The following is a 21,411-nucleotide window of genomic DNA, read 5'->3' as shown; positions in this document are numbered from 1 at the left end:
CGGAAGGACACCCCGAAGCCTTCCGAAATCAAGCACTTGGCGGCCATTTTTTGCCTTGCGGGCCCGGGCTTGCCCGGATGCTTTGGCTTTGTGGATCCGAGCTTGCTCGGATGCTTTTGATCCGGCGCAAGGAGCATCCGAGCAAGCTCGGATCTACAAGGGTGTGGTCAGCCGAATGCGGCCCGCATGGACGCCGTCGTGGGGCATTCGATCGCGCCCTTTTCGGTGACGATCGCATCGATCAGTCCGCCCGGTGTCACGTCGAATACCGGATTCCACGCATGGATCCCCTCGGCCACGATGCGTACCCCGCCGATGCCGAGCATTTCGCCCGGATCGCGCTCCTCGATCTCGATCAGGTCGCCGCTGGCCGTCTCCATGTCCACGGTCGAGGAAGGCGCCACCACCATGAATTTCACCCCATGGTGGCGGGCGGCGATGGCCAGCTGGTAGGTGCCGATCTTGTTGGCGGTGTCGCCGTTGGCGCAGATGCGGTCGGCGCCGACCACCACCCATTGCACCGCACCGGTCTTCATCAGGTGCGCAGCGGCGGAATCGGCGATCAGGGTCGCATCGATGCCGTCCTGCTGCAGTTCCCACACGGTCAGGCGCGCGCCCTGCTGCCAGGGCCGGGTTTCGTCGGCGAATACGCGCGCGATGCGCCCCTGGGCCACGCCGGCGCGGATCACGCCCAACGCGGTGCCGAAGCCGGCGGTCGCCAGCGAACCGGTGTTGCAGTGGGTCAGCACGCCGCTGCCCGGCTCGATCAAGGCGGCGCCGAGTTCGCCCATGTGCCGGTTGGCGGCCAGGTCTTCCTCGGCGATGGCCTGCGCTTCGCGTTCCAGCACTTGCCGCCAATCGGCACCGGCAGGTTTCAGCACGCGGCGCATGCGCGCCAGCGCCCAGGCCAGGTTCACCGCGGTAGGTCGCGCGGCGTTGAGACGCTGCAAGGCCGGTTCCAGTTTCAACGCAGCTTCGGCACCCTCGGCCGCTTCGATCGCGCGCGCTGCCAGCACCACGCCCCAGGCAGCGGCGATGCCGATGGCCGGGGCGCCGCGCACCGCCAAGGAATGGATCGCCGCGGCGACTTCGTCGCTGGTCCGGGAACTGAGATGCTCGACCTCGAACGGCAGCTTGCGCTGGTCGAGCAGATCCAGGGTTTCGCCGGTCCACAGGATCGGGCGGATGCGGTCGTAACGGGCGTAGTCGATCTTGTTGTCCATACCCGAAGTCTACCCGTAGGAGCGGGCCTTGCCCGCGATGCTTTTGGTTTTCCTGGAAGAAAGGCATCGCGCCCAAGGGGCGCTCCTACCGCTACCGCACGCTGAATTCGGCGCGGCAGCCGTGGTCCACCCAGATGCCGCCGGCATCCCAGCCCCAGTTCCGGTCCCGTATGCAGCGCGTCTTCGATATCTGGCGGAACAGGTCCACGCCTGTCTTCACCGCGATATCGCATCGCTGCCGCTGCCTGTCGCTGGATTCGCAGGAAATCTTCGTGATCCCTGCGTTCTCCGCACCCGTCTGCCCGGACACGGCCTCGTCCCCTCCTGTCCTGAATTCCGCGCGACAGCCGCGGGCTACCCAGATGCCTTTATCGTCATGGCCCCAGTCCAGGTTTTCGACGCAGTCCGATGCGGATAGCTGCCGCACCAGTTGCACGCCGTTGCGCGTGTCCGCCGCGCAGCGCTCGATCCGGTTGGCCTGCGATTCGCATCGCACCAGCGGGCCCTGCCTTGGCGATTGCTCGATCCGCTTGCCGGTCACGAATTCGCCTCCGCAACGATGCGAAACCCAGACGCCGTGACGGTCGTAATCCCAATTGCGTCCCTGCATGCACGGGATTCTGGAAAGCTGCTTGACCAGGGTGATCCCGTCGCTGGTATCCACTTTGCAGTAGCGCTGCTGGCTACTGTCGGTCTCGCAGCGGAAACGCATTCCCTTCCCTGCTCCGGCAGCCGGGGGCTCGCCAAGCGCACTGGCCGAACAAGCCATGAGCAGCGATGCAGCGAATCCTTTGAGAACAATCTTCATGCCACCCCCTTGCTTCCGACGGCAGGATCACACTATCGCCGTTAAAGGATGGGTAAGGGACACGGAAGCGCTGCGGTTCAGGCTTCCCTGAATTCGTAGGCCAGCACATCGGCGATGCGCTCGCTGCCCATCATCGCCATGAGCAAGCGGTCCACGCCCAGCGCGACGCCCGCACAGGCCGGCATTCCCTGCGCCAGGGCTCCCAGCAATCGCTCGTCGAGGGAAGGCAACGAGGCGACCCTGGATTCGCGCAATCGCAGGTCGCGTTCGAAACGCTTGCGCTGTTCAACCGCATCGGTGAGCTCGTGGTAGCCGTTGGCCAGCTCATGGTGGCCCAGGTACAGCTCGAAACGCTCGGCCAGGGGCGGATTCCCGGGGCGGATCCTGGCCAGCGCGCATTGGCTGGCCGGCCAGTCGCGGACCACGGTAATGCGGTCGGCCGGGAACGCGGGCTGCAGGCGATGGGTGATGAGCAGGTCCAGCCAGTCGTCCCGGGTCAGGCCAGCGCCATCGATGGCATGGTCGGAAAGCGGTGCGCGCAATTCGGCTTCCGTGGCGACGAAAGGATCGATTCCCAGGCCTTCCAGGAACAGTTCGCGATAGGTGCAGGAGAGCACCTCGGCTTCGCGGCGGATCAGGCCCAGTGCGCGTTGCACCAGAGCCACGGTTTCATCGATCAGCTGCAGGTGGTCCCAGCCCACCCGATACCACTCCAGCAAGGTGAATTCGGGATTGTGGCGCCCCCCGGCCTCGCCGTTGCGGAACACGCGGCCGAGTTCGTAGCAATCGCCCACGCCGGCGGCGAGCAGGCGCTTGAGCGGGAATTCCGGCGAAGTCCGCATCCAGCGCGTCCGCGACCCGGCATCGCTGTGGCCGGTGAAGGTGGTGGTGAAACTCTCGATGTTCGGCTCGGTGTTGCCGGCTTCGGACAGGATCGGGGTTTCCACTTCCAGCACATCGCGCTCGGCGAAATACAGGCGGAACAGCGCGTTGACCGCGGCGCGCAGGCGCAGGGCTTCCATGCGCATGGCTACAGCCGCCGATGATTGTAGGAGCGACGCAAGTCGCGAATGGGTACTACATGCGAAGTCCATTCGCGACTTACGTCGCTCCTACGTTCCGGAGGTAGGGATACGCTCATGCGTGCTTGTCCAGGAAAGCCAGCAATTGCGCTTCGTCCCATACCTCGATGCCCAGTTCCTCGGCCTTGGCCAGCTTGGAACCCGCCGCCTCGCCCGCCACCACCAGGCTGGTCTTTTTCGACACGCTGCCCGCGATCTTCGCGCCCAGCGCCTCGAGTTTCGCGCCCGCCTCGTCGCGGCTCATCGACGCCAGTCCGCCGGTAAGCACCACGGTCTTGCCGTCGAGCGGGCCGGCGACGGCTTCTTCGGTTTCCGGAACGGCCGCAAGCAACCGGTGGATCGCGGCGGCGCCCTTCAGCAAGAGACTCGTGTGCTCCGGGACTTCCAGCCACGCGGCCAGACTGTTGGCCGATTCCGAGGGCAAACCGGCACTGACGAACTGATGCACAGGCGCATCCACAAGCATCTCCGCATTGACGAACGCATTGCCGAGCTGATCGGCACGGATGCGGGTGACTTTCGGAATTTCCAGGTCTACCAGCAGGGTCGAAAGATTCAGGCCTTCGCGTAATTTCGCGGTTGGCGCGTGCGTGTCCGCCACCCTCACCCCGCGTGCCAGCAGGTCGTCGATCACCTGCTGGTTGCCGGGCTGGTCGAGGAAATGGCCGATGGAACGCGCGACCTCGCCGCCGACATCCGGCACATGCTTGAACAACGGCCACGGCAGATGGCGGATCAATTCCAGATCGCCGAACCACGCGGCCAGCGCCTTGGCCGTGCTTTCGCCGACGTGCTGGATGCCCAGGGCGAACAGGAAACGTTCCAGGGTGGTGGCGCGGCTGCGATCGATGGCTTCGACAAGATTCTCGGCCCACTTGCTGGCGACCTTGCCGGCTTTCACCGTTTCCGGAGTGGTGCCATCGCGTTCGTCGACGCGCCGCTTCATTTCCAGCAGGTCTTCGAGCGTCAGTTTGTACAGATCAGCCACTGATGCCAGGTAGCCCATGTCGGACAGGTCTTCGATGAACCGGTCGCCCAGGCCTTCGATATCCATCGCCCGGCGCGAGGCGAAATGACGGATGGCTTCCTTGCGCTGCGCCGGGCAACTCAACTCGCCCGAACAGCGCCAAGCCGCTTCTCCTTCCTCGCGCACGATTTCCGAACCGCAGATCGGGCAAACCGCCGGCATTGACCAGGGCACCGCATGGGCCGGACGCTGCTCCAGCATCACGCTGACCACCTCAGGGATCACGTCGCCGGCACGGCGTACGATTACCGTGTCGCCCACGCGTACGTCGAGGCGCGCGATCTGGTCGGCGTTGTGCAAGGTGGCGTTGGTGACGACCACGCCGGCCACCTGCACCGGCTTCAGGCGCGCGACCGGGGTCGCCGCGCCGGTGCGTCCGATCTGGATCTCGATGGCCTCGACCGTGGTCGATTGCTCCTGGGCCGGGAACTTGTGCGCGATCGCCCAGCGCGGCGCGCGCGAAACGAAGCCCATCTCGCGCTGGCCCGCGTTGTCGTCGAGCTTGTAGACCACGCCGTCGATGTCGAAAGGCAACGCATCGCGCTTGCCTCCGATACGTTCGTAATATCCAAGCAGGCCCTGCGCGCCTTCCACGACATCGCTTTCCGCGCTGACCGGGAATCCCCACTCGCGCAAAGCCCGCAACGTCGCCGAATGCGTATCCGGCAGTTCGCCACCTTCCACCAGGCCGATACCATAGGCGAAGAACGCCAGCGGCCGTTGCGCGGTGATGCGCGGATCGAGCTGACGCAGGGAACCGGCCGCGCCGTTGCGCGGATTGGCCAGCACCTTGCCGCCGTGCAGGCGGGCCTGTTCGTTGTATTTCTCGAATGCGGCGCGCGGCATGTACACCTCGCCGCGCACTTCCAGCACCTGAGGCCAGTCCTTGCCGCGCAGATGCAGGGGAATGGCCTTGACCGTGCGCAGGTTGGCAGTGACGTCCTCGCCGCTGGCGCCATCGCCACGGGTCGCGCCCTGCACGAACTTCCCGTCCTCGTAGCGCAGACTGATGGCCAGGCCGTCCAGCTTGGGTTCGGCGGAGAACTTCAGTACCGGCCGCTCCAGCTTCTCCTCGATGCGGCGCACGAAATCGCGCACCTCGCTCTCGCTGAAGGCATTGCCCAGCGACAACATGGGGATGGCGTGGCGGACTTCGGCGAATTTCGAGGACGGCGCGCTGCCGACACGCTGGGTCGGCGAATCGGGCGTCAGCAGTTCCGGATGCGCCGCTTCCAGTTCGTCCAGCTCGCGCAGCAGGCGGTCGTATTCCGCATCCGGAATATTCGGCTCGTCGAGGACGTGGTAACGGTAGCTGGCGTCTTCGAGTTGCTGGCGGAGCTTGGTGGCGCGGGCGGCGGGACTGGTCATCAAAGTATTCTGCAGTTCCCTTCTCCCCCCGGGAGAAGGTGCCCGAAGGGCGGATGAGGGAACGAGCACGCAGGTTGTAGCAGAGCTTCCGTGAGCCGATGCCTCCCGCCCTCATCCGTCGCTGCGCGCCACCTTCTCCCGGCGGGAGAAGGAAACGCCCATCACCACCGCGGCGTCTTGGTCAGCGGCGGCGCTTCATGCTGGCGATCGTAAGCGCGGAGCTCTTCGCGGATATGCATGATCCGCTGGCGGCCGAGGGCGTTGCGACTGTCGTCCAGCGGCACGCCGTCCAGCAGCTCGGCCATGCGCTGTACGTTGGGCAGCAGCTTTTCCCAGGCCTCCAACGCGGTGATCGGCGCCGGCAGGGTCAGGAAGAAGGCGATCGCCGGGGTTTCCAGTTCGCGGATGTTGGCCATGTCGAAACTGCCCGGCTGCAGGATGTTGGCCATGCTGAAGATCGGGCCGCGCTCGGGGTGGTTCTCGACCAGGCGGTGGAACACGTTCATGTGGCCGAAGGTCAGGCCGGTCTTCTCCGCTGCGACCACGATGTCCTCGCCACGCAGGGTGTGGCCGGCGCGTGCGGCGACGTAAAGCGAGACGATCTTGTCGAAGTCCTGGTTGGGGCGTTTGCCCAGGTCCGAATCCAGGCCGGCGCCGGGCAGGCCAAGTTCGGGCTGGGAGACTTCATCGCCGCTGTAGTCGATGCCGGAGCCATCCGCCGCCAGATCGCCGGCAAGGCTGGGCTCGACCCGCGCGCCGTCGCGCTCGGCGGGTTCGATGCGCTTGCCCTGCGAGGATTTACGCGGACGACCGAAGAAGACGATCGCGGCGATCAGGAGGACGCCGGCGACGAGGATGCCGATTCGAAGCATGGCCATGTCGGACATTTATCTGTTTCTCCGCGTGGGGGTCGCTGAGGGGATCATGTTGGTCCAGGTCATGCTGGCCAGGGTCATGCCAAGGGTCGTACCGCGAAAACTCAAGCCGCTCCTGCCAGCCGTGCCGCTTCTTCCAGGTCCACCGACACGAGTCGGCTGACGCCCGGTTCGCGCATGGTAACGCCACTGAGCTGGTGTGCGGCTTCCATGGTCGACTTGTTGTGGCTGACGAACAGGAACTGCACCTTCTCGCTCATCTCCTTGACCATGGCGGTGAAGCGGCCGACGTTGGCCTCGTCCAGCGGCGCGTCCACCTCGTCCAGCAGGCAGAACGGCGCGGGATTGAGCTGGAAGATGGCGAACACCAGCGCCACCGCGGTCATCGCCTTCTCGCCGCCCGAGAGCAGCGAGATGTTGGACACGCGCTTGCCCGGTGGACGGGCCATGATCGCCACGCCGGTGTCCAGCAGGTCTTCGCCGGTCAGCTCCAGGTAGGCATGGCCGCCGCCGAACAGGCGCGGATACAGCTCCTGCACGCCGGAATTGACCCGGTCGAAGGTGTCCTTGAAACGGCCGCGGGTCTCGCGGTCGATCTTGCGGATCGCTTCTTCCAGGGTCTCCAGCGCGGAGGTCAGGTCGGCGTTCTGCGCCTCCAGGTACTCGCCGCGCTGCGAGGCCTCGCCGAACTCCTGGATCGCGGCCAGGTTCACCGGTTCCAGCCGGCGCATCTTGCCATCGATGGCATTGACGGCCTGCTCCCAGTCGGCCACTGCGGCGACTTCGGGCAGGCTGTTGATGACGTCTTCCAGCACGAAACCCGCATTGACCACGGCGGATGAAAGCTGGTCGGCCTTCAGGCTCAACGCCTGCTGGTCGAGCTTGCGCTGGGAAATCACTTCGCGCTGGGTCAACGACTGCTCGTCGCGCTGGTGGCGCACCTGCTCGAAGTTGCGCAGGTCGTTGTCGATGCCTTCCAGTGCCGCCCTCGCCTCGCCCAGCGCGCGGTCGGCCAGCACGCGCTGTTCCAGCGCAGCCTGGCGTTCGTTCTCCAGCGATTCGACCGGCGAATCGCCCGCGCTGAGCTGCGAGGCGAGGTCGCCGAGGCGCGAATCCAGTTGCCCGCGCTGGGTGCCCATGCGTTCCAGCGCCGTGCTCAGCGAAACGATCTGCGCACGCTGCGATTCCAGGGTCAGCGCGAGCGCATGCGCGGCATCGCGCGAACCGCGTGCGGCATCGCGCGATGCGTCGCGGGCCTCGGCCAGCTGGCGGCGCTCGGATTCCAACGACTGGCGCGCGGTTTCCAGTTCGGCCATGCGGGTGATCGCGTCTTCCAGCTTCGAACGCGCCTCGCGCGCCTGCTCGCGGCTGTTGTCCAGGACCTCGTGCAGTTGCAGCAGCTCGCCATCGATGCGGTCGATGCGGTTGCGCGCCGATTCCACCTTGCCTTGCTGGCTCTGCAACTGGCCGGCGAGTTCGGAAACGCCGCGATGGGCGATGTACAGCGCGCGCTGCGCGTCCTCGCGGTGCTGTTCGGCGGCAAGCAACTGGTCGCGGAAGCTGGTAAGCAACTGGTCGAGTTCGGCTTCGCGCTTCTGCAGCGCTTCGATCTCCACGCGCAGCGACTGGATCTCGCGCTCGCGCAGCAAGGCGCCCTGCTTGGCCGCGCCGGAACGCAGCACCCGGATCCAGCCGGCGCCCATGCGTTCGCCGCTGCGGGTGATGATCGAATCGCCGTCGCCCAGTTGCGGCAACAGGCGACGGGCTTCGGTCAAATCCTCGGCGACATGCAGGCGCGCGAGCAGGCGACGGATCGCCAGCGGACCCTGCACCTTGGCGGCGAGCGAAGTGGAGGCGAAGGAAGAACCATCGTCATCGGACGAAACCAGCGCGATCCGGCCTTCGCCGAGCTCGGCGAGCGCGCCGACCAGCGCTTCCGGCGCATCGACCAGCACGCCCTCGATCAACTGGCCCAGCGCGCCTTCGACCGCATTTTCCCAGCCCGGTTCGACCGTGAGTTTTTCGCCGACGCGTGCGGCCGAATCCAGGCCGCGCGATTTCAGCCACGCCACCGCCGCGCCCTGCTCCTGGCCCAGCGCGGCATGCTGCAGGGTTTCCAGCGAGGACAGGCGGCCACGGGCGGCCTGGGTGTTCTTGCGGACCTCGGCCAGCTCCGACTGCGCGCCGCGCTGCTGCTCCTGCAGCGCGCCGACCGCTTGCTTGCGGGTTTCCAGATCGGTGTTCAGGCCATCCAGCGAAGCTTTCTGGGTTTCGTGCTGCTGCTGCGCCTGCTCGAACACCAGCGCCAGCGCGTCCAGGTCCAGGCCACTGCGTTCGCTGGTCAGGACTTCGCGGCGGCGATCGGCTTCCAGCGACTGCTTGTCCAGGTAATCGACGCGGGTGCGCTCCACTTCGCCGGCGCGCGCGGCTTCGGCGGACTCGCGGCTGTGTCCTTCCCAGCGCTGCTGCCAGTCGGACAGTTTCGTTTCCGCGTCGCGCAGGGCCTGCTGCTTGTACTGGTCGTCTTCCTGCAACTGCGCCAGCTGCGGCTCGGCCTCGGCGACCGATTCGCGCAGCACGCCCAGCCGGGTTTCATCGCCGCTGATGTGCTGGCCGAGTTCGGCCAGCGCATTGGCGGCTTCCTCGCGCGCCTTGTGCAGGCGTTCGGCGAGTTCGCGTTGGTGCTGGATCTGCTGCTCGATGCGGGCCAGCGCGCTGCCGACCTGGTAGACCTCGCCCTGGGCCTTGTTCAAGGCATCGCTGGCCGATTCGCGGCCGGCGCGACCGGTTTCGAGCTGGCGTTCGGCTTCGCGCTGCTCGGCGATCAGTTGCTGCAGTTTGGTTTCTTCCTGCGACAGGCCTTCGCGCAGCTTCTGCAACTGGCCGTCCAGGCCGCGGTATTCCAGCGCCTTCCATTCGGCGTCCTTGACCTTGCGCTCTTCCTGCAGCGCCTGGTACTGCTCGGCCTGGCGGGCCTGGCGCTTGAGGTGTTCGAGCTGCTTGCCGATTTCCTCGCGCAGGTCGCCCAGGCGGTCGAGGTTCTCGCGGGTGTGGCGGATGCGGGTTTCGGTTTCCTTGCGCCGCTCCTTGTACTTGGAGATGCCGGCGGCTTCCTCCAGGTAGATGCGCAGGTCCTCGGGCCGCGCCTCGATGATCTGGCTGATCATGCCCTGCTCGATGATCGAGTAGCTGCGCGGGCCCAGACCGGTGCCGAGGAACAGGTCGGTGATGTCGCGGCGGCGGCACTTGGTGCCGTTGAGGTAGTAGTTGCTGGTGCCGTCGCGGCTGACCAGGCGCTTGACCGAGATCTCGTTGAACGCGGCGAACTCGCCGGCGATGGTGTGGTCGCTGTTGTCGAAGATCAGCTCGACCGTGGCCTGCGACACCGGCTTGCGCGCGGCCGAACCGGAGAAGATCACGTCGGTCAGCGAGTCGCCGCGCAGGCGGCTGGCCGAACTTTCGCCCATCACCCAGCGCACCGCGTCGATGATGTTGGATTTGCCGCAGCCGTTGGGCCCGACCACGCCGGTCATGTTGGTCGGCAGGTGCAGGGTGGTCGGATCGACGAAAGATTTGAAACCGGACAGCTTGATGGTGGAAAGGCGCATGCGGCAGTGGTTTCCGGCAGCGTCTGGATCAGTGTCCGCGACGCCGCGCTTGAATTATGGATTTGTATTAAGAAGTTCCGCCAAGTCATTGAATTGAATGGCAGTGCCGCGACATAAGCAGCGGTTTCACGGGCGAGTATAACTGACCGGTGGAGGCCCTTCCCTCTCCCTTTACGGGAGAGGGTGGCCGCAGGCCGGGAGAGGGTTCGGCTTTTGATCTTGGCGTCGGCCAACAACCGTCATGAACGCGGAACGGGAAGGCAATGTGCAACTGATATCGCTCCGCCTGCCCCTCTCCCGACGCGCAAGCGCGTCGACCTCTCCCACGAAGGGAGAGCCTGGACGCCGCTACTCCAACCGCCTCCCGCTCTCCGGATCGAAGAAATGCAGCCGATCGCTGGCTACGGTCAATGCCAGCCGATCGCCGATCACCGGCATCGCCGAGGGTGCGACCCGCGCTACCAATGGTTGCGCCCCGTAACGCAGATTGAGGAACACCTCGTTGCCAACGGGTTCGACCACCTCGACCACCGCCTCGAAAGCTCCCGGCCCGGCAGCACCCGGCTGCAGGTTCTCCGGGCGGATCCCGACGCTGATATCCCTGTCCAGCCAGGCCGGATCGATGCGCGCAGCGCCCACTGGCACCCGCAGTCCTTCAGCCAATTCCAGCGCCAGCCCGTCCGCCTGCACCAGGCGTCCTTGCAGCACGTTCATCGCCGGACTGCCGAGGAAACCGGCTACGAACAGGTTGGCCGGGCGTTCGTACAAGGCCATCGGCGTATCGATCTGCTGGATCTCGCCATCCTTCAGCACCACGATGCGCTGGCCCAGGGTCATGGCCTCGACCTGGTCGTGGGTGACATAGACCATGGTCGTGCCGAGTTGCCGGTGCAGGCGCGCGATCTCGGTGCGCACCGAATGACGCAGCTTCGCGTCCAGGTTCGAAAGCGGCTCGTCGAGCAGGAACACCGATGGCTCGCGCACCAGCGCCCGGCCCAGGGCCACGCGCTGGCGCTGGCCGCCGGACATCTGGCCGGGGAGCTTGTCCATCATCGGACTCAGGCCCAGGGTTTCGGCCGCCGCGTTGACCCGCTTTTCGATGGTCGCCTTGTCGTGCTTGCGCAGTTTCAGGCCGAAGGCCAGGTTTTCGGCCACGGTCATGTGCGGGTACAGCGCGTAGCTCTGGAAGACCATGGCGATGTCGCGGTCCTTCGGCGCCACATCGTTGACCACGCGGCCGCCGATGGAAAGCGTGCCGGCGGAAATGTCCTCCAGCCCGGCGATCATCCGCAACAGGGTGGACTTGCCGCAGCCCGAGGGCCCCACCAGGACCATCAGCTCGCCGTCGGCGACCTCGAAACTGGCCCCGTGCACGGCCACCTGGCCGTTGTCGTAAACCTTGCGTACGCGGTCGAGCTGGACGCTGGCCATGGGGCTCCCGGAGTTGGTGGTGGATTTGCGCGCGAGGAACGAGGAGTGAGGAGTGAGTGATAGCCGGGGAGCGCAGTCGCCTCTCACCCCTCACCTCTCACTCCTCGTTCTTCATTGCCCTCTCCATGTTATTCTGCCATGTAACCGTTTTCACAACGCAACCCCATAGCCAACATCACCCAAGCATGATCCACGACACCGCCGGAGGGGCCATGTCGAATATTTACCAGTTCCCGGAAGGCTTCGTCTGGGGCAGCGCCACCGCCGCCTACCAGATCGAAGGTTCCCCACTCGCCGACGGTGCTGGTCCCAGCATCTGGCAACGCTTCGCCCACACCCCGGGCCGGATGCTCAACGACGACACCGGCGACGTGGCCTGCGACCACTACAACCGCTGGCGCGAAGACATCGCGATCATGAAAGAACTGGGGATGCAGGCCTACCGTTTCAGTATTTCCTGGAGCCGCGTGCTGCCCGAAGGCAAGGGCCGGGTGAACCAGAAAGGCCTGGACTTCTACGAGCGGCTGGTCGACACCCTGCTGGAAAACGGCATCGAGCCGGTCGCCACCCTGTTCCACTGGGACCTGCCCGCCGCGCTCGACGACCAGGGCGGCTGGTTGAACCGCGACATCGCCGACTGGTTCGCCGATTACGGACGGGTGATGTTCGAACGCTTAGACGGCCGCATCAAGCGCTGGGCCACGCTCAACGAGCCGTGGGTGGTCACCGATGGCGGCTACCTGCATGGCGCGCTGGCGCCGGGCCACCGCAACCGTTTCGAAGCGCCCATCGCCTCGCACAACCTGATGCGCGCGCATGGCGCCGCGGTGAAGGCGTACCGCGAGGCCGGCAAGCACGAGATCGGCCTGGTGGTGAACATCGAGCCGAAGTACCCGGCCAGCGACAGTCCCGAAGACCTCGCCGCGACCCGACGCGCCGAGGCCTACATGAATCGCCAGTACCTGGACCCGGCGTTCTTCGGTACCTATCCGGAAGAACTGCGCGAGATCTTCGGCGAAGCCTGGCCGGAGTGGTCGCAGGAGGACATGGACCTGATCAGGCAGCCGCTGGATTTCATCGGCGTCAACTACTACACCCGCAACGTGTCCAGGCACGAGGAATCGAACTGGCCGCTGAAGGTCGCACCGGTCCGGCAGAAACAGCATACGTATACGGAAACCGGCTGGGAGGTTTTCCCGCAAGGGCTGACCGATACTCTGGTATGGGTCAAGGAACGCTACGGAAATCCGAAAGTCTTCATCACCGAGAACGGCGCGGCCTTCTTCGATCCGCCCAAGGCCGAGCGTGGACGCGTGCGCGACCCGTTGCGGCTCAGCTACCTGCGCCAGCATCTGCGCGCGGTGCATGCCGCCATCGAAGCCGGATGCGACATCGGCGGTTACTTCGTCTGGTCGCTGCTGGACAACCTGGAGTGGTCGCTGGGCTACTCCAAACGGTTCGGTATCGTCCATGTGGACTTCGAAACCCAGACCCGCACACCGAAGGACAGCGCACGTTACTATGCGAAGGTTGTCGCCAGTCACGGCACAGCGCTGACCAACGAGGACGATTGAGCCGGATGCCGCGGAATACTCTTTGTAACCATCGCTTGAAGTACTCCGCATGACCGGCTCCGCTACCGCTTCGGCCGCGCGCGTGCTGCTCGCCGACATCGGCGGCACCAATGCGCGTTTCGCCTTGGCCGATACGTCGCTGGCAACCCCTTTGATCGTCGACAGCATCGGCGAATACGCGGTGGCGGATTTCCCCTCGCTCGCCGACGCCGCCCGGCACTACCTCGACCAGACTGGCGCCATTGCGCAGAACGGCGTGTTCGCCGTCGCCGGCCGCGTGGATGGCGACGAAGCGCGCATCACCAACCACCCCTGGGTCATCTCGTTGTCGCGCACGCGCAGCGCGCTGGGTTTCGATGGACTGCGACTGGTCAACGACTTCGCCGCGCAGGCGATGGCGGTGTCGTTGCTGACGGCGGCCGATGTGGTCGCGATCGGCGGCGCCCGCTGGTCGCCCGCCGCTGTTTCCGAGGACAGGACCTATGCGGTCATCGGCCCAGGCACCGGGCTGGGCGTGGGTGGACTGCTGGTTCGCAACGGCCACCGCCATGCGCTCGAAACCGAAGGCGGCCACGTCAGCTTCCCGCCGGGCACGCCGGAAGAAATCGAAATCCTCGAAAAACTCTCCGCGCAGTTCGGTCGCGTGTCCAATGAACGCCTGATCTGCGGTCCCGGCCTGGTCAATCTGCATCGCGCCCTGAGCGAGATCGCGGGCGAAGACCCGGGCCCGATGCAGCCCGCGGACGTGACCGCGCGTGCCGCCGCCGGCGATCCACGCTGCATGCGCACGCTGGACGTGTTCTGCGCGGTGTTCGGCGCCATCGCCGGCGACCTGGTGCTCAGCGCCGGGGCCTGGGATGGGGTGTTCCTCACCGGCGGCCTGGCGCCGAAACTGCTGTCGTCGCTGCAGCATTCCGGCTTCCGCCAGCGCTTCGAACACAAGGGCCGGTTCTCGCCGGCCATGGCCAGGGTACCTACGCTGGTGGTGGTCCATCCGCAGCCAGGATTGCTCGGTGCCGCGGCGTTCGCCATGGAAAGCCTCGCAGCGAAGTGACCCGGGACCACCCGTCGCATCGACAGCACTGGTATCTTTCTGGTATCCAATATTCTCGCAAATTCAAGTGCAAGAACAGTTAAGATAGCTGCGACGCAGATCCGGAGCGAATGGGTTCGGATAATTGGTATTTTGCTGGTATCTCGTGGTGGAGATTCGCCGCGCTGCCGCTGGCCAGCCGATCATCCCTACCGGTCGCTTTCTGCCTTTCCCGCAGACCCAGCCTTCCGCCATGACCCTGCATCCCCACCTCCACGAAGTCACCGAACGCATCCGCCAGCGCAGCGCCGATTCGCGCCGCGCCTACCTGGAAGGCATCGAGGCCGCGCACCGCGAGGGGCCCAACCGCACCCGCCTGAGCTGCGGCAACCTGGCCCATGCCTTCGCCGCCAGCGGCCCCGACAAAGGCCGATTGCGCGCCGACGCGACCCCCAACCTGGGCATCATCAACGCCTACAACGACATGCTCTCGGCGCACCAGCCGTTCGAGCATTACCCGGAAATCGTGCGCCGGGCCGCGCGCGAACTCGGCGCCACCGCGCAGGTCGCCGGCGGCGTGCCGGCGATGTGCGACGGCGTCACCCAGGGGCGCCCGGGCATGGAGCTGTCGCTGTTCTCTCGCGACAACATCGCCCAGGCCACCGCCATCTCGCTCAGCCACGACATGTTCGACGCGGCGCTGTACCTGGGCGTATGCGACAAGATCGTGCCGGGACTGCTGATCGGCGCCCTCGCCTTCGGCCACCTGCCGGCGATGTTCGTGCCTGCCGGGCCGATGACTCCGGGCATTCCCAACAAGCAGAAGGCCGAAGTGCGCGAGCGTTACGCCGCCGGCGAAGCCACGCGCGAGGAACTGCTGGAAGTGGAGGCCGCGTCGTACCATGCCGCGGGCACCTGCACCTTCTACGGCACCGCCAATTCCAACCAGGTGCTGCTGGAAGCGATGGGCCTGCAGCTGCCGGGGGCTTCCTTCGTCAATCCGGGCACGCCGTTGCGCGACGCGCTGACCCGCGCCGCGACCGAGCGGGCGCTGCGCATCACCGCGCTCGGCAACGACTATCGCCCGATCGGCCAGTTGATCGACGAACGCGCCATCGTCAACGCGATGGTCGCGCTGATGGCCACTGGTGGTTCCACCAACCACACCATCCACTGGATCGCGGTGGCCCGTGCCGCCGGCATCATGCTGACCTGGGACGACATGGACCAGCTCTCGCAGACCGTGCCGCTGCTGGCGCGCGTGTATCCCAATGGCGAGGCCGACGTGAACCGTTTCGCCGCCGCTGGCGGCACCCAGTTCGTATTCCGCGAACTGATCGATGCCGGGCTGATGCATGGCGACATCGCCACCGTGGTCCCAGGCGGCATGCGCGCGTACTGCGACGAACCACGCCTGGCCGACGGCAAGCTGGATTATTCGCCCGGCATCGAGAAAAGCGCCGACGAAGCCGTGGTGCGGCCGGTCGGCGATGCCTTCGATCCGCACGGCGGACTGCGCCTGCTGCGCGGCAACCTGGGCCGTTCGCTGATCAAGATCTCGGCGGTGAAGCCGGAATACCATCGCATCGAAGCGCCCGCGGTGGTCATCGACGACCCGCGCGCACTCAATAAATTGCATGCCGCCGGCGTGCTGCCGCAGGATTTCATCGCCGTGGTGCGTTACCAGGGACCGCGTGCGAACGGCATGCCGGAACTGCATTCGCTGGCACCGCTGCTGGGCCTGCTGCAGAACCAGGGACGGCGCGTGGCCCTGGTCACCGACGGCCGCCTGTCCGGCGCCTCCGGCAAGATCCCCGCCGCGATCCACCTTACTCCCGAAGCCGCGCGCGGCGGCCCCATCGGAAAACTCCGCGAAGGCGACATGATCCGCCTCGATGCCGCAGCCGGCACGCTGGAAGTGCTGGTCGACGCTGACGAATGGAACGCACGCGCGCACGCGTCCAACACCGCGCCGGCGGCGCACGACCTGGGCCGGAACCTGTTCGCCTGGAATCGCAACCTGGTGACGCCGGCCGACCAGGGCGCGCTGTCGATTTCCTGCGGCCCGCCGACGCCGGAAGGCGGCTGGGAATACGATGCGGAATACGAGTTGGGTCATGATCATGCAGCGGCCGCCGCACCGCATGAAGCCAAAGACGCCTGAGAACCACGGATAAACGAATGACCATCGCCCAGCACCAGCAAAAAGCCGAACAACTGCTCCGCGCCGCCGGCATCCTTCCCGTCGTCACCGTGTATACGCTGGATGAAGCGCGCAAGGTATCGGCAGCCTTGCTGCAAGGCGGGCTGCCGGCGATCGAGCTGACCCTGCGCACGCCGGTGGCGATGGAAGCACTGGCGATGCTGAAGAAGGAACTGCCGGACATCGTGATCGGCGCTGGCACAGTGCTGACCATCGGGCAGATGGAACAGTCGATCGCCGCCGGCGCGGATTTCCTGGTTACTCCCGGCACGCCTGCGGAAATGGCCGATGCTCTCGCCAAGGCGCCTATTCCCGTTGTTCCCGGTGCGGCCACGCCGACCGAATTGCTGTCGCTGATGGCACGTGGTTTCCGCGTGTGCAAGTTGTTCCCGGCCAACGCGGTCGGTGGACTGGCGATGCTGAAAGGGCTGGCAGGCCCGCTGTCGGACTTGAAGATCTGCCCGACCGGCGGCATCACCGAGGACGACGCGGCCGATTACCTGTCGCAACCTAACGTCGTGTGCATCGGCGGTTCGTGGATGGTCCCGAAGAACTGGATCGAAGCCGGGGAATGGGACAAGGTGACCGCTAGCTCGGCCAAGGCCGCAGCCATCGTCGGCAAGGTCCGCGGCACATAAAGAGCGACAGACCGCATTTGTGGGAGCGGCGTGAGCCGCGAAGGTGTTGGCGATAAAGTCTCTTCGAGAATTGCATCCGGAATATCGCTCCGGCATCGCGACTGACGTCGCTGCCACATCGCTTAGAGCGCCAGACCACCTTGTAGGAGCGGCGCAAGCCGCGAAGGTACCGGCAATAAAACCACTTCACGAATTGCATGCCGGGATATCGCTCCGGCATCGCGACTCGCGTCGCTCCTACACCGTTCCTACACCGCTTCGCTCCTATGGAGCTTCGATGCTGACCTTTGCGGGTAACGACAAGATGCGTAACTCGCTGTCGGTCCATGCCGCCGGCTTGCCATTCACCGTGGCCTTGCCGGGTACGGAGGCATAGGGCCACGGCAGCACCAGGCCGCCAGCAGGCACCTCCAATCCCTCGCCGACCTGCAATTCGAGCTTTCCACCTGCCCGGCGCAACGCATACCCCAACTTTCCATCCGGCGTGCGCAAATCGCGGATCGCAATGCCCTCGCCTTCCAGCCAATCGGCCGGAATACCTGCGGCCAGCACGATGCTGTCGTCGATCTCGCGGGTGTAGGCGAACATGTCCAGCGTCGAACGCACGAAATCCGATGCCACCCACGCATGCGGCAGGTCGCCGACGAAGAACGGCTTGCGCGGGGTGCGCGACACGACTTCCGCCCACTGGTTCCAGGGCTGCGGCGCGCGGTCCTTGAAGAAGAACCGCACCGTCTCCCAGGCGCGCTCGCGCCAGCCCAGGCGCACGAACGCGGCGACGTTGCGCCATTCATAGGGGGTGTAGTCCTTCCATTCGCGCTTGCCGTCGCGGCGTTGTACGAATTCGCGCCAGTAACGCTCGAAGGTATTGTCCAGCAAGTCCTTGGGCAGCCTGCCCTGCTCCCCACCCGGCGCCAGCGCGATGGTGGTGGAAGTCGCGTCGAAATCGCCAAGCTCCGCCGCTCCCGGCAGGAAGTCGATGTCGTGCAGCTTCGCGGCCGCGCGCAGGGAGTCGTACAAATCATCGCGGAACTGATCGCGCGCGACAGCGAATCGTTTGGCGTCTTCGGCCTTGCCCAGCCATTGCGCCACTTCCACCGCATCCTTGTAGCCACGCAAGGCCCAGAAGTTGTCCCAGTAGGAATGCATGGGCTTGGCCGAATAACCCTCATGGCTGATCGACGCCGGCATCATCCCGTAGAACGCGGGATTGAGCGCGCGATTGGCCTCGGTACGCTCGCGCTGGCGCAACTTCTCCATGTAGGTCCAGGCGCCCAGAACGTGCGGCCACATCTTCCGCAGGAATGCCTTGTCGCCGTTGTAGCGATACAGTTCGGCGATGTTGAAGATCAGCTCGCCATGGCTGTCGTTCTCCGGCACCGGGTCGCTGCCGCGGTCGTCCACGCAGCACGGGACCATGCCGTTCTCGAACTGGTACGGCGCGTAGAAGTCCACGTAGTCGCGCACCACGTCCTCGCGGCCCATGCGCAGCAGGCCTTCGGAAATCATCGCCCCGTCGCGGATCCAGCTACGCGCATACGAGCGCGTGCCCGGTTGCAGGCGCGGACCGATGCGCGAGATCAGCATGTGCGCGGCGGCCGTGCGCAGGGTATCGACCAAGTCCTGGCCTTGCGGCGGAACCTCGATATGCACGCGGTCGAGTTTGCCGCGCCACTGGTCCGCCACGCGCTTCTGCAGAACCTCGGCTTCTTCCGGAAAACCCGATACGGCTCCCTTCTCGAAGCCACCCGTCATGGGTGCGATCAGGTCGACTTCATAGGTCTCACCCGGCGCCAGCAACACGCGATACAGCAAGGCGCCCGAAGCCAGGCCGGTAGGGTCATCGACCGCGTCTTCGCCGGTATCGGGCCCGCGATAGTGGACTCCCATCGTTTCTGTCTGGTCGGAAAAAGAAGCCCATTCCAAATCCGCGAGCCGCTGCACGATATCGCCAGAATCGAAGGGACTTGCGAACGCAGCGAGCGATTTCCTGTTGGCGCGCACACGCGGCACGCCCTCCACGCCGACAGTTCCTTCCCGGACCGTCAACCCATGGATTTCGCTGACCCCGCCGACGGTACTGAGGAACTGGGTCGGCGGATTCACCTGCAGCGGCCGCACCGCGAGCGCCAATGCGAACCGGCCCGGCGCCTCGCCGGTGTTGGTCAGGCGATAACGCGTCACCAGTTGCGAATGTTGTGGCGTGCCCTGCGCGAATGCGGTCACCTGCAGCGAGAACGCTTCATGCTTCCAGTCCACGCTGGGAATCGGCAGGTAACCGTCCTGCAACGACTGCATGGTTTCCACATCGGCCCAGGTGACGAGCTTGCGGTCGGCGATGACGAAGGGCTCGATGCTGAAGCCTCCCTTGGCCACTTCCACCGCTCCGTCTTCGCCGATCAACGCCTGCTCGGTGCCGCCATCCAGGCCGACGATGGTCCAGTAAGGCTGTTCGCCGGTGAAACCACGTGGATACCAGCCTCGCGGGGATTCGCTGGCCACCGACCTGATGAAATCGTTGGGTGTGGCCGCGAATTCCAGAGGCTGGACCGTGGCCTCGGCCAGTCCGAATGATTTTCCGGGTCCTGATGCCACGCTGAGTCGCAGGTAGCGCGCTTCCGATTCGGGCAGCGCCAGGTAATCGGTCCCACCATTGCCACCCACCACAGTACGCACATCGCGCCAGTCCGCACCATCGTCCGACAGCTGCAACAGATAATCCGAAGCGAATTCGCCCTCCTTCCATGCCAGCTTCAGGCCACCGAACTCGCGCAGCTTGCCCATGTCCAGGGTCAGCCGGGGTTGCGTCCGTGCAGCGAAATCGGCGTACCAGGCCGTCGCGGCATCACCGTCCACCGCATTGCCCGCCACGCCGCTGCCATTGGCGACCGAGGCGCTGGCCGTGGCAGTGAGCGGTGAACGATCTTCGGCGGGCAGCACGGTGAAGGTCAGTTCGTCGAAACAGACCGAGCCCTTGCCGCCTGCATTGTTGTAGACCGTGAACTCCAGCTTCGCGCTGTTGCGCAGCACGCGGTCCGGATCCGGCCCCCAGGCCTTGCCGATATGCCGCTTCTTGTAGACCACGCCGGTCCACTCGTGCGGATAGCCGTACTTCGGCTTGTTGACCCACCACACATTGTCGCCGCTGGTGTCGACCAGCTTGAACTGCAGGTCGTTCTTCGGTGAATCGCCGCGCAACTGGAAATCGAACCGGTAGTTCTCCGGGTACTCCAACGCCAGGTCGCGCTGGATGCCGGCGTAACCGGACACGCCATTGAAGTCGTAGTCCAGGCACAACGCCTTGCCCTGCGCGCCATCGACCTGGCGGAGCCTGCCGCTGACCTGGTTGGAGGTGACGGCGCGCCACTCGGAGGCATCGCTGAAGTCGTCCAGGACCCTGGATTTGTTCTGCGCATGAGCGCCAAAGGAGGCAAGTCCAATAAGCGCGCTTGCAAAAAATAAACTCGTCATTCCCGCGAAGGCGGGAATCGCTCTGGTTTCTTGGTCTCCGTGCAACCCACGATCTTCGTCGATCGGGTAACTCGCAAAGAGCGATTCCCGCCTTCGCGGGAATGACGAATTGATATTGATCGACGATTCGTTTCCGGTCGGAATCATCCTTTCACACTCCCCAGCAGCAACCCCTGCAGGTAATACCGCTGCAACACCAGGAACAACAGCAGCACCGGCAGCACAGTCACTACCGAACCGGCCATCATCAACTCGTAATCCGTCACGTGCTCGCGCGACAGCGATGCCAGCGCCACCGGCAGGGTCTGCAGGCTTTCGTCGCTGAGCACGATCAACGGCCACATGAAATCGTTCCATGCGCCCAGGAAACTGAAGATGGCCAGGGTCACCAGGATCGGTTTGAGCGCCGGCAGCACGATCTGGAAAAATATCCGCCACTCGCCCGCGCCGTCGATGCGCGCGGCTTCCAGCAACTCGTCGGGGATCGAGCGCGCGTACTGGCGCACCAGGAAGATGCCGAAGATCGCGGCCATGCCCGGCACGATCGCGCCCATGTAGGTGTTCACCAGCCCGATCTGCTTCAGCAGCAGGAACAGCGGCATCATCGCCACCTGCGCCGGGATCACCAGCGCGGCCAGCAACGTGCGGAAGGTGCGGTCGCGGCCCTTGAAGCGCAGCTTGGCGAAGGCGTAGCCGGCCAGCGTGTTGAACAGCACCGACAGCAGCATCACGCAGCTGGAGATCAGGAAGCTGTTGAACAGGAAACGACCCATGCCCGCGCGCACGAACAACTCGCGGTAGTTGTCCAGGGTCATGCGCGACGGCAACAGCGGCGGCGGGAAATGGGCCGCCTCGCCGGTCTGCATGAACGACACCGACAGCATCCACAGCAACGGCGCCAGGCTGATTATCGCCAGCGCCACCAGCAAGCCATTGATTATCAGCGAGGGCAGCAGACGACTTCTCATCGCCCGACCTCCCGGATCAGCACGACCTCTGCAGGAGCGGCTGCCCTTGTAGGAGGGGCTTCAGCCCCGACGCCTTTCCCATTATCCCGTCGGGGCCGAAGC

Annotated in this window: 13 protein-coding genes; 4 read left to right on the top strand and 9 right to left on the bottom strand. The window is 65.4% G+C overall.

The annotated features are described in order from the left end of the window. Positions 1-167: 167 nt before the first annotated feature. The 7 genes from mtnA to CSC74_RS02260 form a co-directional block, all read right to left on the bottom strand. Positions 168-1,223 (bottom strand): S-methyl-5-thioribose-1-phosphate isomerase, encoded by a 1,056-nt coding sequence (gene mtnA / locus CSC74_RS02290; protein ID WP_162312795.1) that lies wholly within the window; start codon positions 1,221-1,223, stop codon positions 168-170. 91 nt (positions 1,224-1,314) lie between these two features. After that, complete coding sequence (locus CSC74_RS02285) at positions 1,315-1,935, bottom strand: DUF3011 domain-containing protein (protein ID WP_162312794.1); 621 nt, start codon at positions 1,933-1,935, stop codon at positions 1,315-1,317. 173 nt (positions 1,936-2,108) lie between these two features. Next, positions 2,109-3,059, bottom strand: a complete 951-nt coding sequence (epmA, locus tag CSC74_RS02280; protein ID WP_211369535.1) for an EF-P lysine aminoacylase EpmA — start codon at positions 3,057-3,059, stop codon at positions 2,109-2,111. A 109-nt stretch (positions 3,060-3,168) separates the two neighbouring features. Next, positions 3,169-5,508 carry an NAD-dependent DNA ligase LigA gene (ligA, locus tag CSC74_RS02275; RefSeq protein WP_162312792.1) on the bottom strand — a complete coding sequence of 780 codons (2,340 nt, stop codon included), beginning with the start codon at positions 5,506-5,508 and terminating at the stop codon, positions 3,169-3,171. A 161-nt stretch (positions 5,509-5,669) separates the two neighbouring features. Next, positions 5,670-6,395: a cell division protein ZipA gene (zipA, locus tag CSC74_RS02270; RefSeq protein WP_162312791.1), complete on the bottom strand. Its 726-nt coding sequence runs from the start codon at positions 6,393-6,395 to the stop codon at positions 5,670-5,672. 92 nt (positions 6,396-6,487) lie between these two features. After that, a complete protein-coding gene (gene smc / locus CSC74_RS02265) occupies positions 6,488-9,991 on the bottom strand; it encodes a chromosome segregation protein SMC (RefSeq protein WP_162312790.1) in 3,504 nt (1,167 codons plus the stop codon). A gap of 348 nt (positions 9,992-10,339) precedes the next feature. Beyond that, the gene (locus CSC74_RS02260; RefSeq protein WP_162312789.1) at positions 10,340-11,422 is read right to left on the bottom strand and encodes an ABC transporter ATP-binding protein; all 1,083 of its coding nucleotides are present in this window, start codon (positions 11,420-11,422) and stop codon (positions 10,340-10,342) included. A gap of 212 nt (positions 11,423-11,634) precedes the next feature. Here CSC74_RS02260 and CSC74_RS02255 point away from each other — a divergent pair, with 212 nt between their 5' ends. The 4 genes from CSC74_RS02255 (at position 11,635) to CSC74_RS02240 (ending at position 16,870) form a co-directional block, all read left to right on the top strand. Further along, entirely contained in the window at positions 11,635-12,996 is a 1,362-nt protein-coding gene (locus CSC74_RS02255) for a GH1 family beta-glucosidase (RefSeq protein ID WP_162312788.1), read from the top strand. 49 nt (positions 12,997-13,045) lie between these two features. Further along, positions 13,046-14,050, top strand: a complete 1,005-nt coding sequence (gene glk, locus CSC74_RS02250; protein ID WP_162312787.1) for a glucokinase — start codon at positions 13,046-13,048, stop codon at positions 14,048-14,050. 232 nt (positions 14,051-14,282) lie between these two features. Continuing rightward, on the top strand, positions 14,283-16,193 hold the full coding sequence (edd, locus tag CSC74_RS02245; RefSeq protein ID WP_162312786.1) for a phosphogluconate dehydratase: 1,911 nt from the start codon (positions 14,283-14,285) through the stop codon (positions 16,191-16,193). Between the two features lie 17 nt (positions 16,194-16,210). After that, positions 16,211-16,870 (top strand): bifunctional 4-hydroxy-2-oxoglutarate aldolase/2-dehydro-3-deoxy-phosphogluconate aldolase, encoded by a 660-nt coding sequence (locus CSC74_RS02240; protein ID WP_162312785.1) that lies wholly within the window; start codon positions 16,211-16,213, stop codon positions 16,868-16,870. Positions 16,871-17,134: 264 nt separating this feature from the next. Here the strand turns inward: CSC74_RS02240 and CSC74_RS02235 are convergent, their stop codons facing one another. Beyond that, on the bottom strand, positions 17,135-20,341 hold the full coding sequence (locus tag CSC74_RS02235) for a discoidin domain-containing protein (RefSeq protein ID WP_162312784.1): 3,207 nt from the start codon (positions 20,339-20,341) through the stop codon (positions 17,135-17,137). Positions 20,342-20,484: 143 nt separating this feature from the next. Continuing rightward, positions 20,485-21,309 (bottom strand): carbohydrate ABC transporter permease, encoded by an 825-nt coding sequence (locus CSC74_RS02230; protein ID WP_162312783.1) that lies wholly within the window; start codon positions 21,307-21,309, stop codon positions 20,485-20,487. Between the last annotated feature and the right edge of the window lie 102 nt (positions 21,310-21,411).

Origin of the sequence: Pseudoxanthomonas yeongjuensis (assembly GCF_010093345.1) — a bacterium.
Lineage (GTDB): Bacteria > Pseudomonadota > Gammaproteobacteria > Xanthomonadales > Xanthomonadaceae > Pseudoxanthomonas_A > Pseudoxanthomonas_A yeongjuensis.
Note: the sequence above shows the minus strand (reverse complement) of the source record. Positions and strands in the feature narration are given on the sequence as shown.

Coding starts and splice junctions, on each gene's coding strand:
- mtnA (WP_162312795.1), bottom strand. CDS start 1,223: ATGGACAACAAGATCGACTACGCCCGTTACGACCGCATCCGCCCGATC.
- CSC74_RS02285 (WP_162312794.1), bottom strand. CDS start 1,935: ATGCGTTTCCGCTGCGAGACCGACAGTAGCCAGCAGCGCTACTGCAAA.
- epmA (WP_211369535.1), bottom strand. CDS start 3,059: ATGCGCATGGAAGCCCTGCGCCTGCGCGCCGCGGTCAACGCGCTGTTC.
- ligA (WP_162312792.1), bottom strand. CDS start 5,508: ATGACCAGTCCCGCCGCCCGCGCCACCAAGCTCCGCCAGCAACTCGAA.
- zipA (WP_162312791.1), bottom strand. CDS start 6,395: ATGTCCGACATGGCCATGCTTCGAATCGGCATCCTCGTCGCCGGCGTC.
- smc (WP_162312790.1), bottom strand. CDS start 9,991: ATGCGCCTTTCCACCATCAAGCTGTCCGGTTTCAAATCTTTCGTCGAT.
- CSC74_RS02260 (WP_162312789.1), bottom strand. CDS start 11,422: ATGGCCAGCGTCCAGCTCGACCGCGTACGCAAGGTTTACGACAACGGC.
- CSC74_RS02255 (WP_162312788.1), top strand. CDS start 11,635: ATGTCGAATATTTACCAGTTCCCGGAAGGCTTCGTCTGGGGCAGCGCC.
- glk (WP_162312787.1), top strand. CDS start 13,046: ATGACCGGCTCCGCTACCGCTTCGGCCGCGCGCGTGCTGCTCGCCGAC.
- edd (WP_162312786.1), top strand. CDS start 14,283: ATGACCCTGCATCCCCACCTCCACGAAGTCACCGAACGCATCCGCCAG.
- CSC74_RS02240 (WP_162312785.1), top strand. CDS start 16,211: ATGACCATCGCCCAGCACCAGCAAAAAGCCGAACAACTGCTCCGCGCC.
- CSC74_RS02235 (WP_162312784.1), bottom strand. CDS start 20,341: ATGACGAGTTTATTTTTTGCAAGCGCGCTTATTGGACTTGCCTCCTTT.
- CSC74_RS02230 (WP_162312783.1), bottom strand. CDS start 21,309: ATGAGAAGTCGTCTGCTGCCCTCGCTGATAATCAATGGCTTGCTGGTG.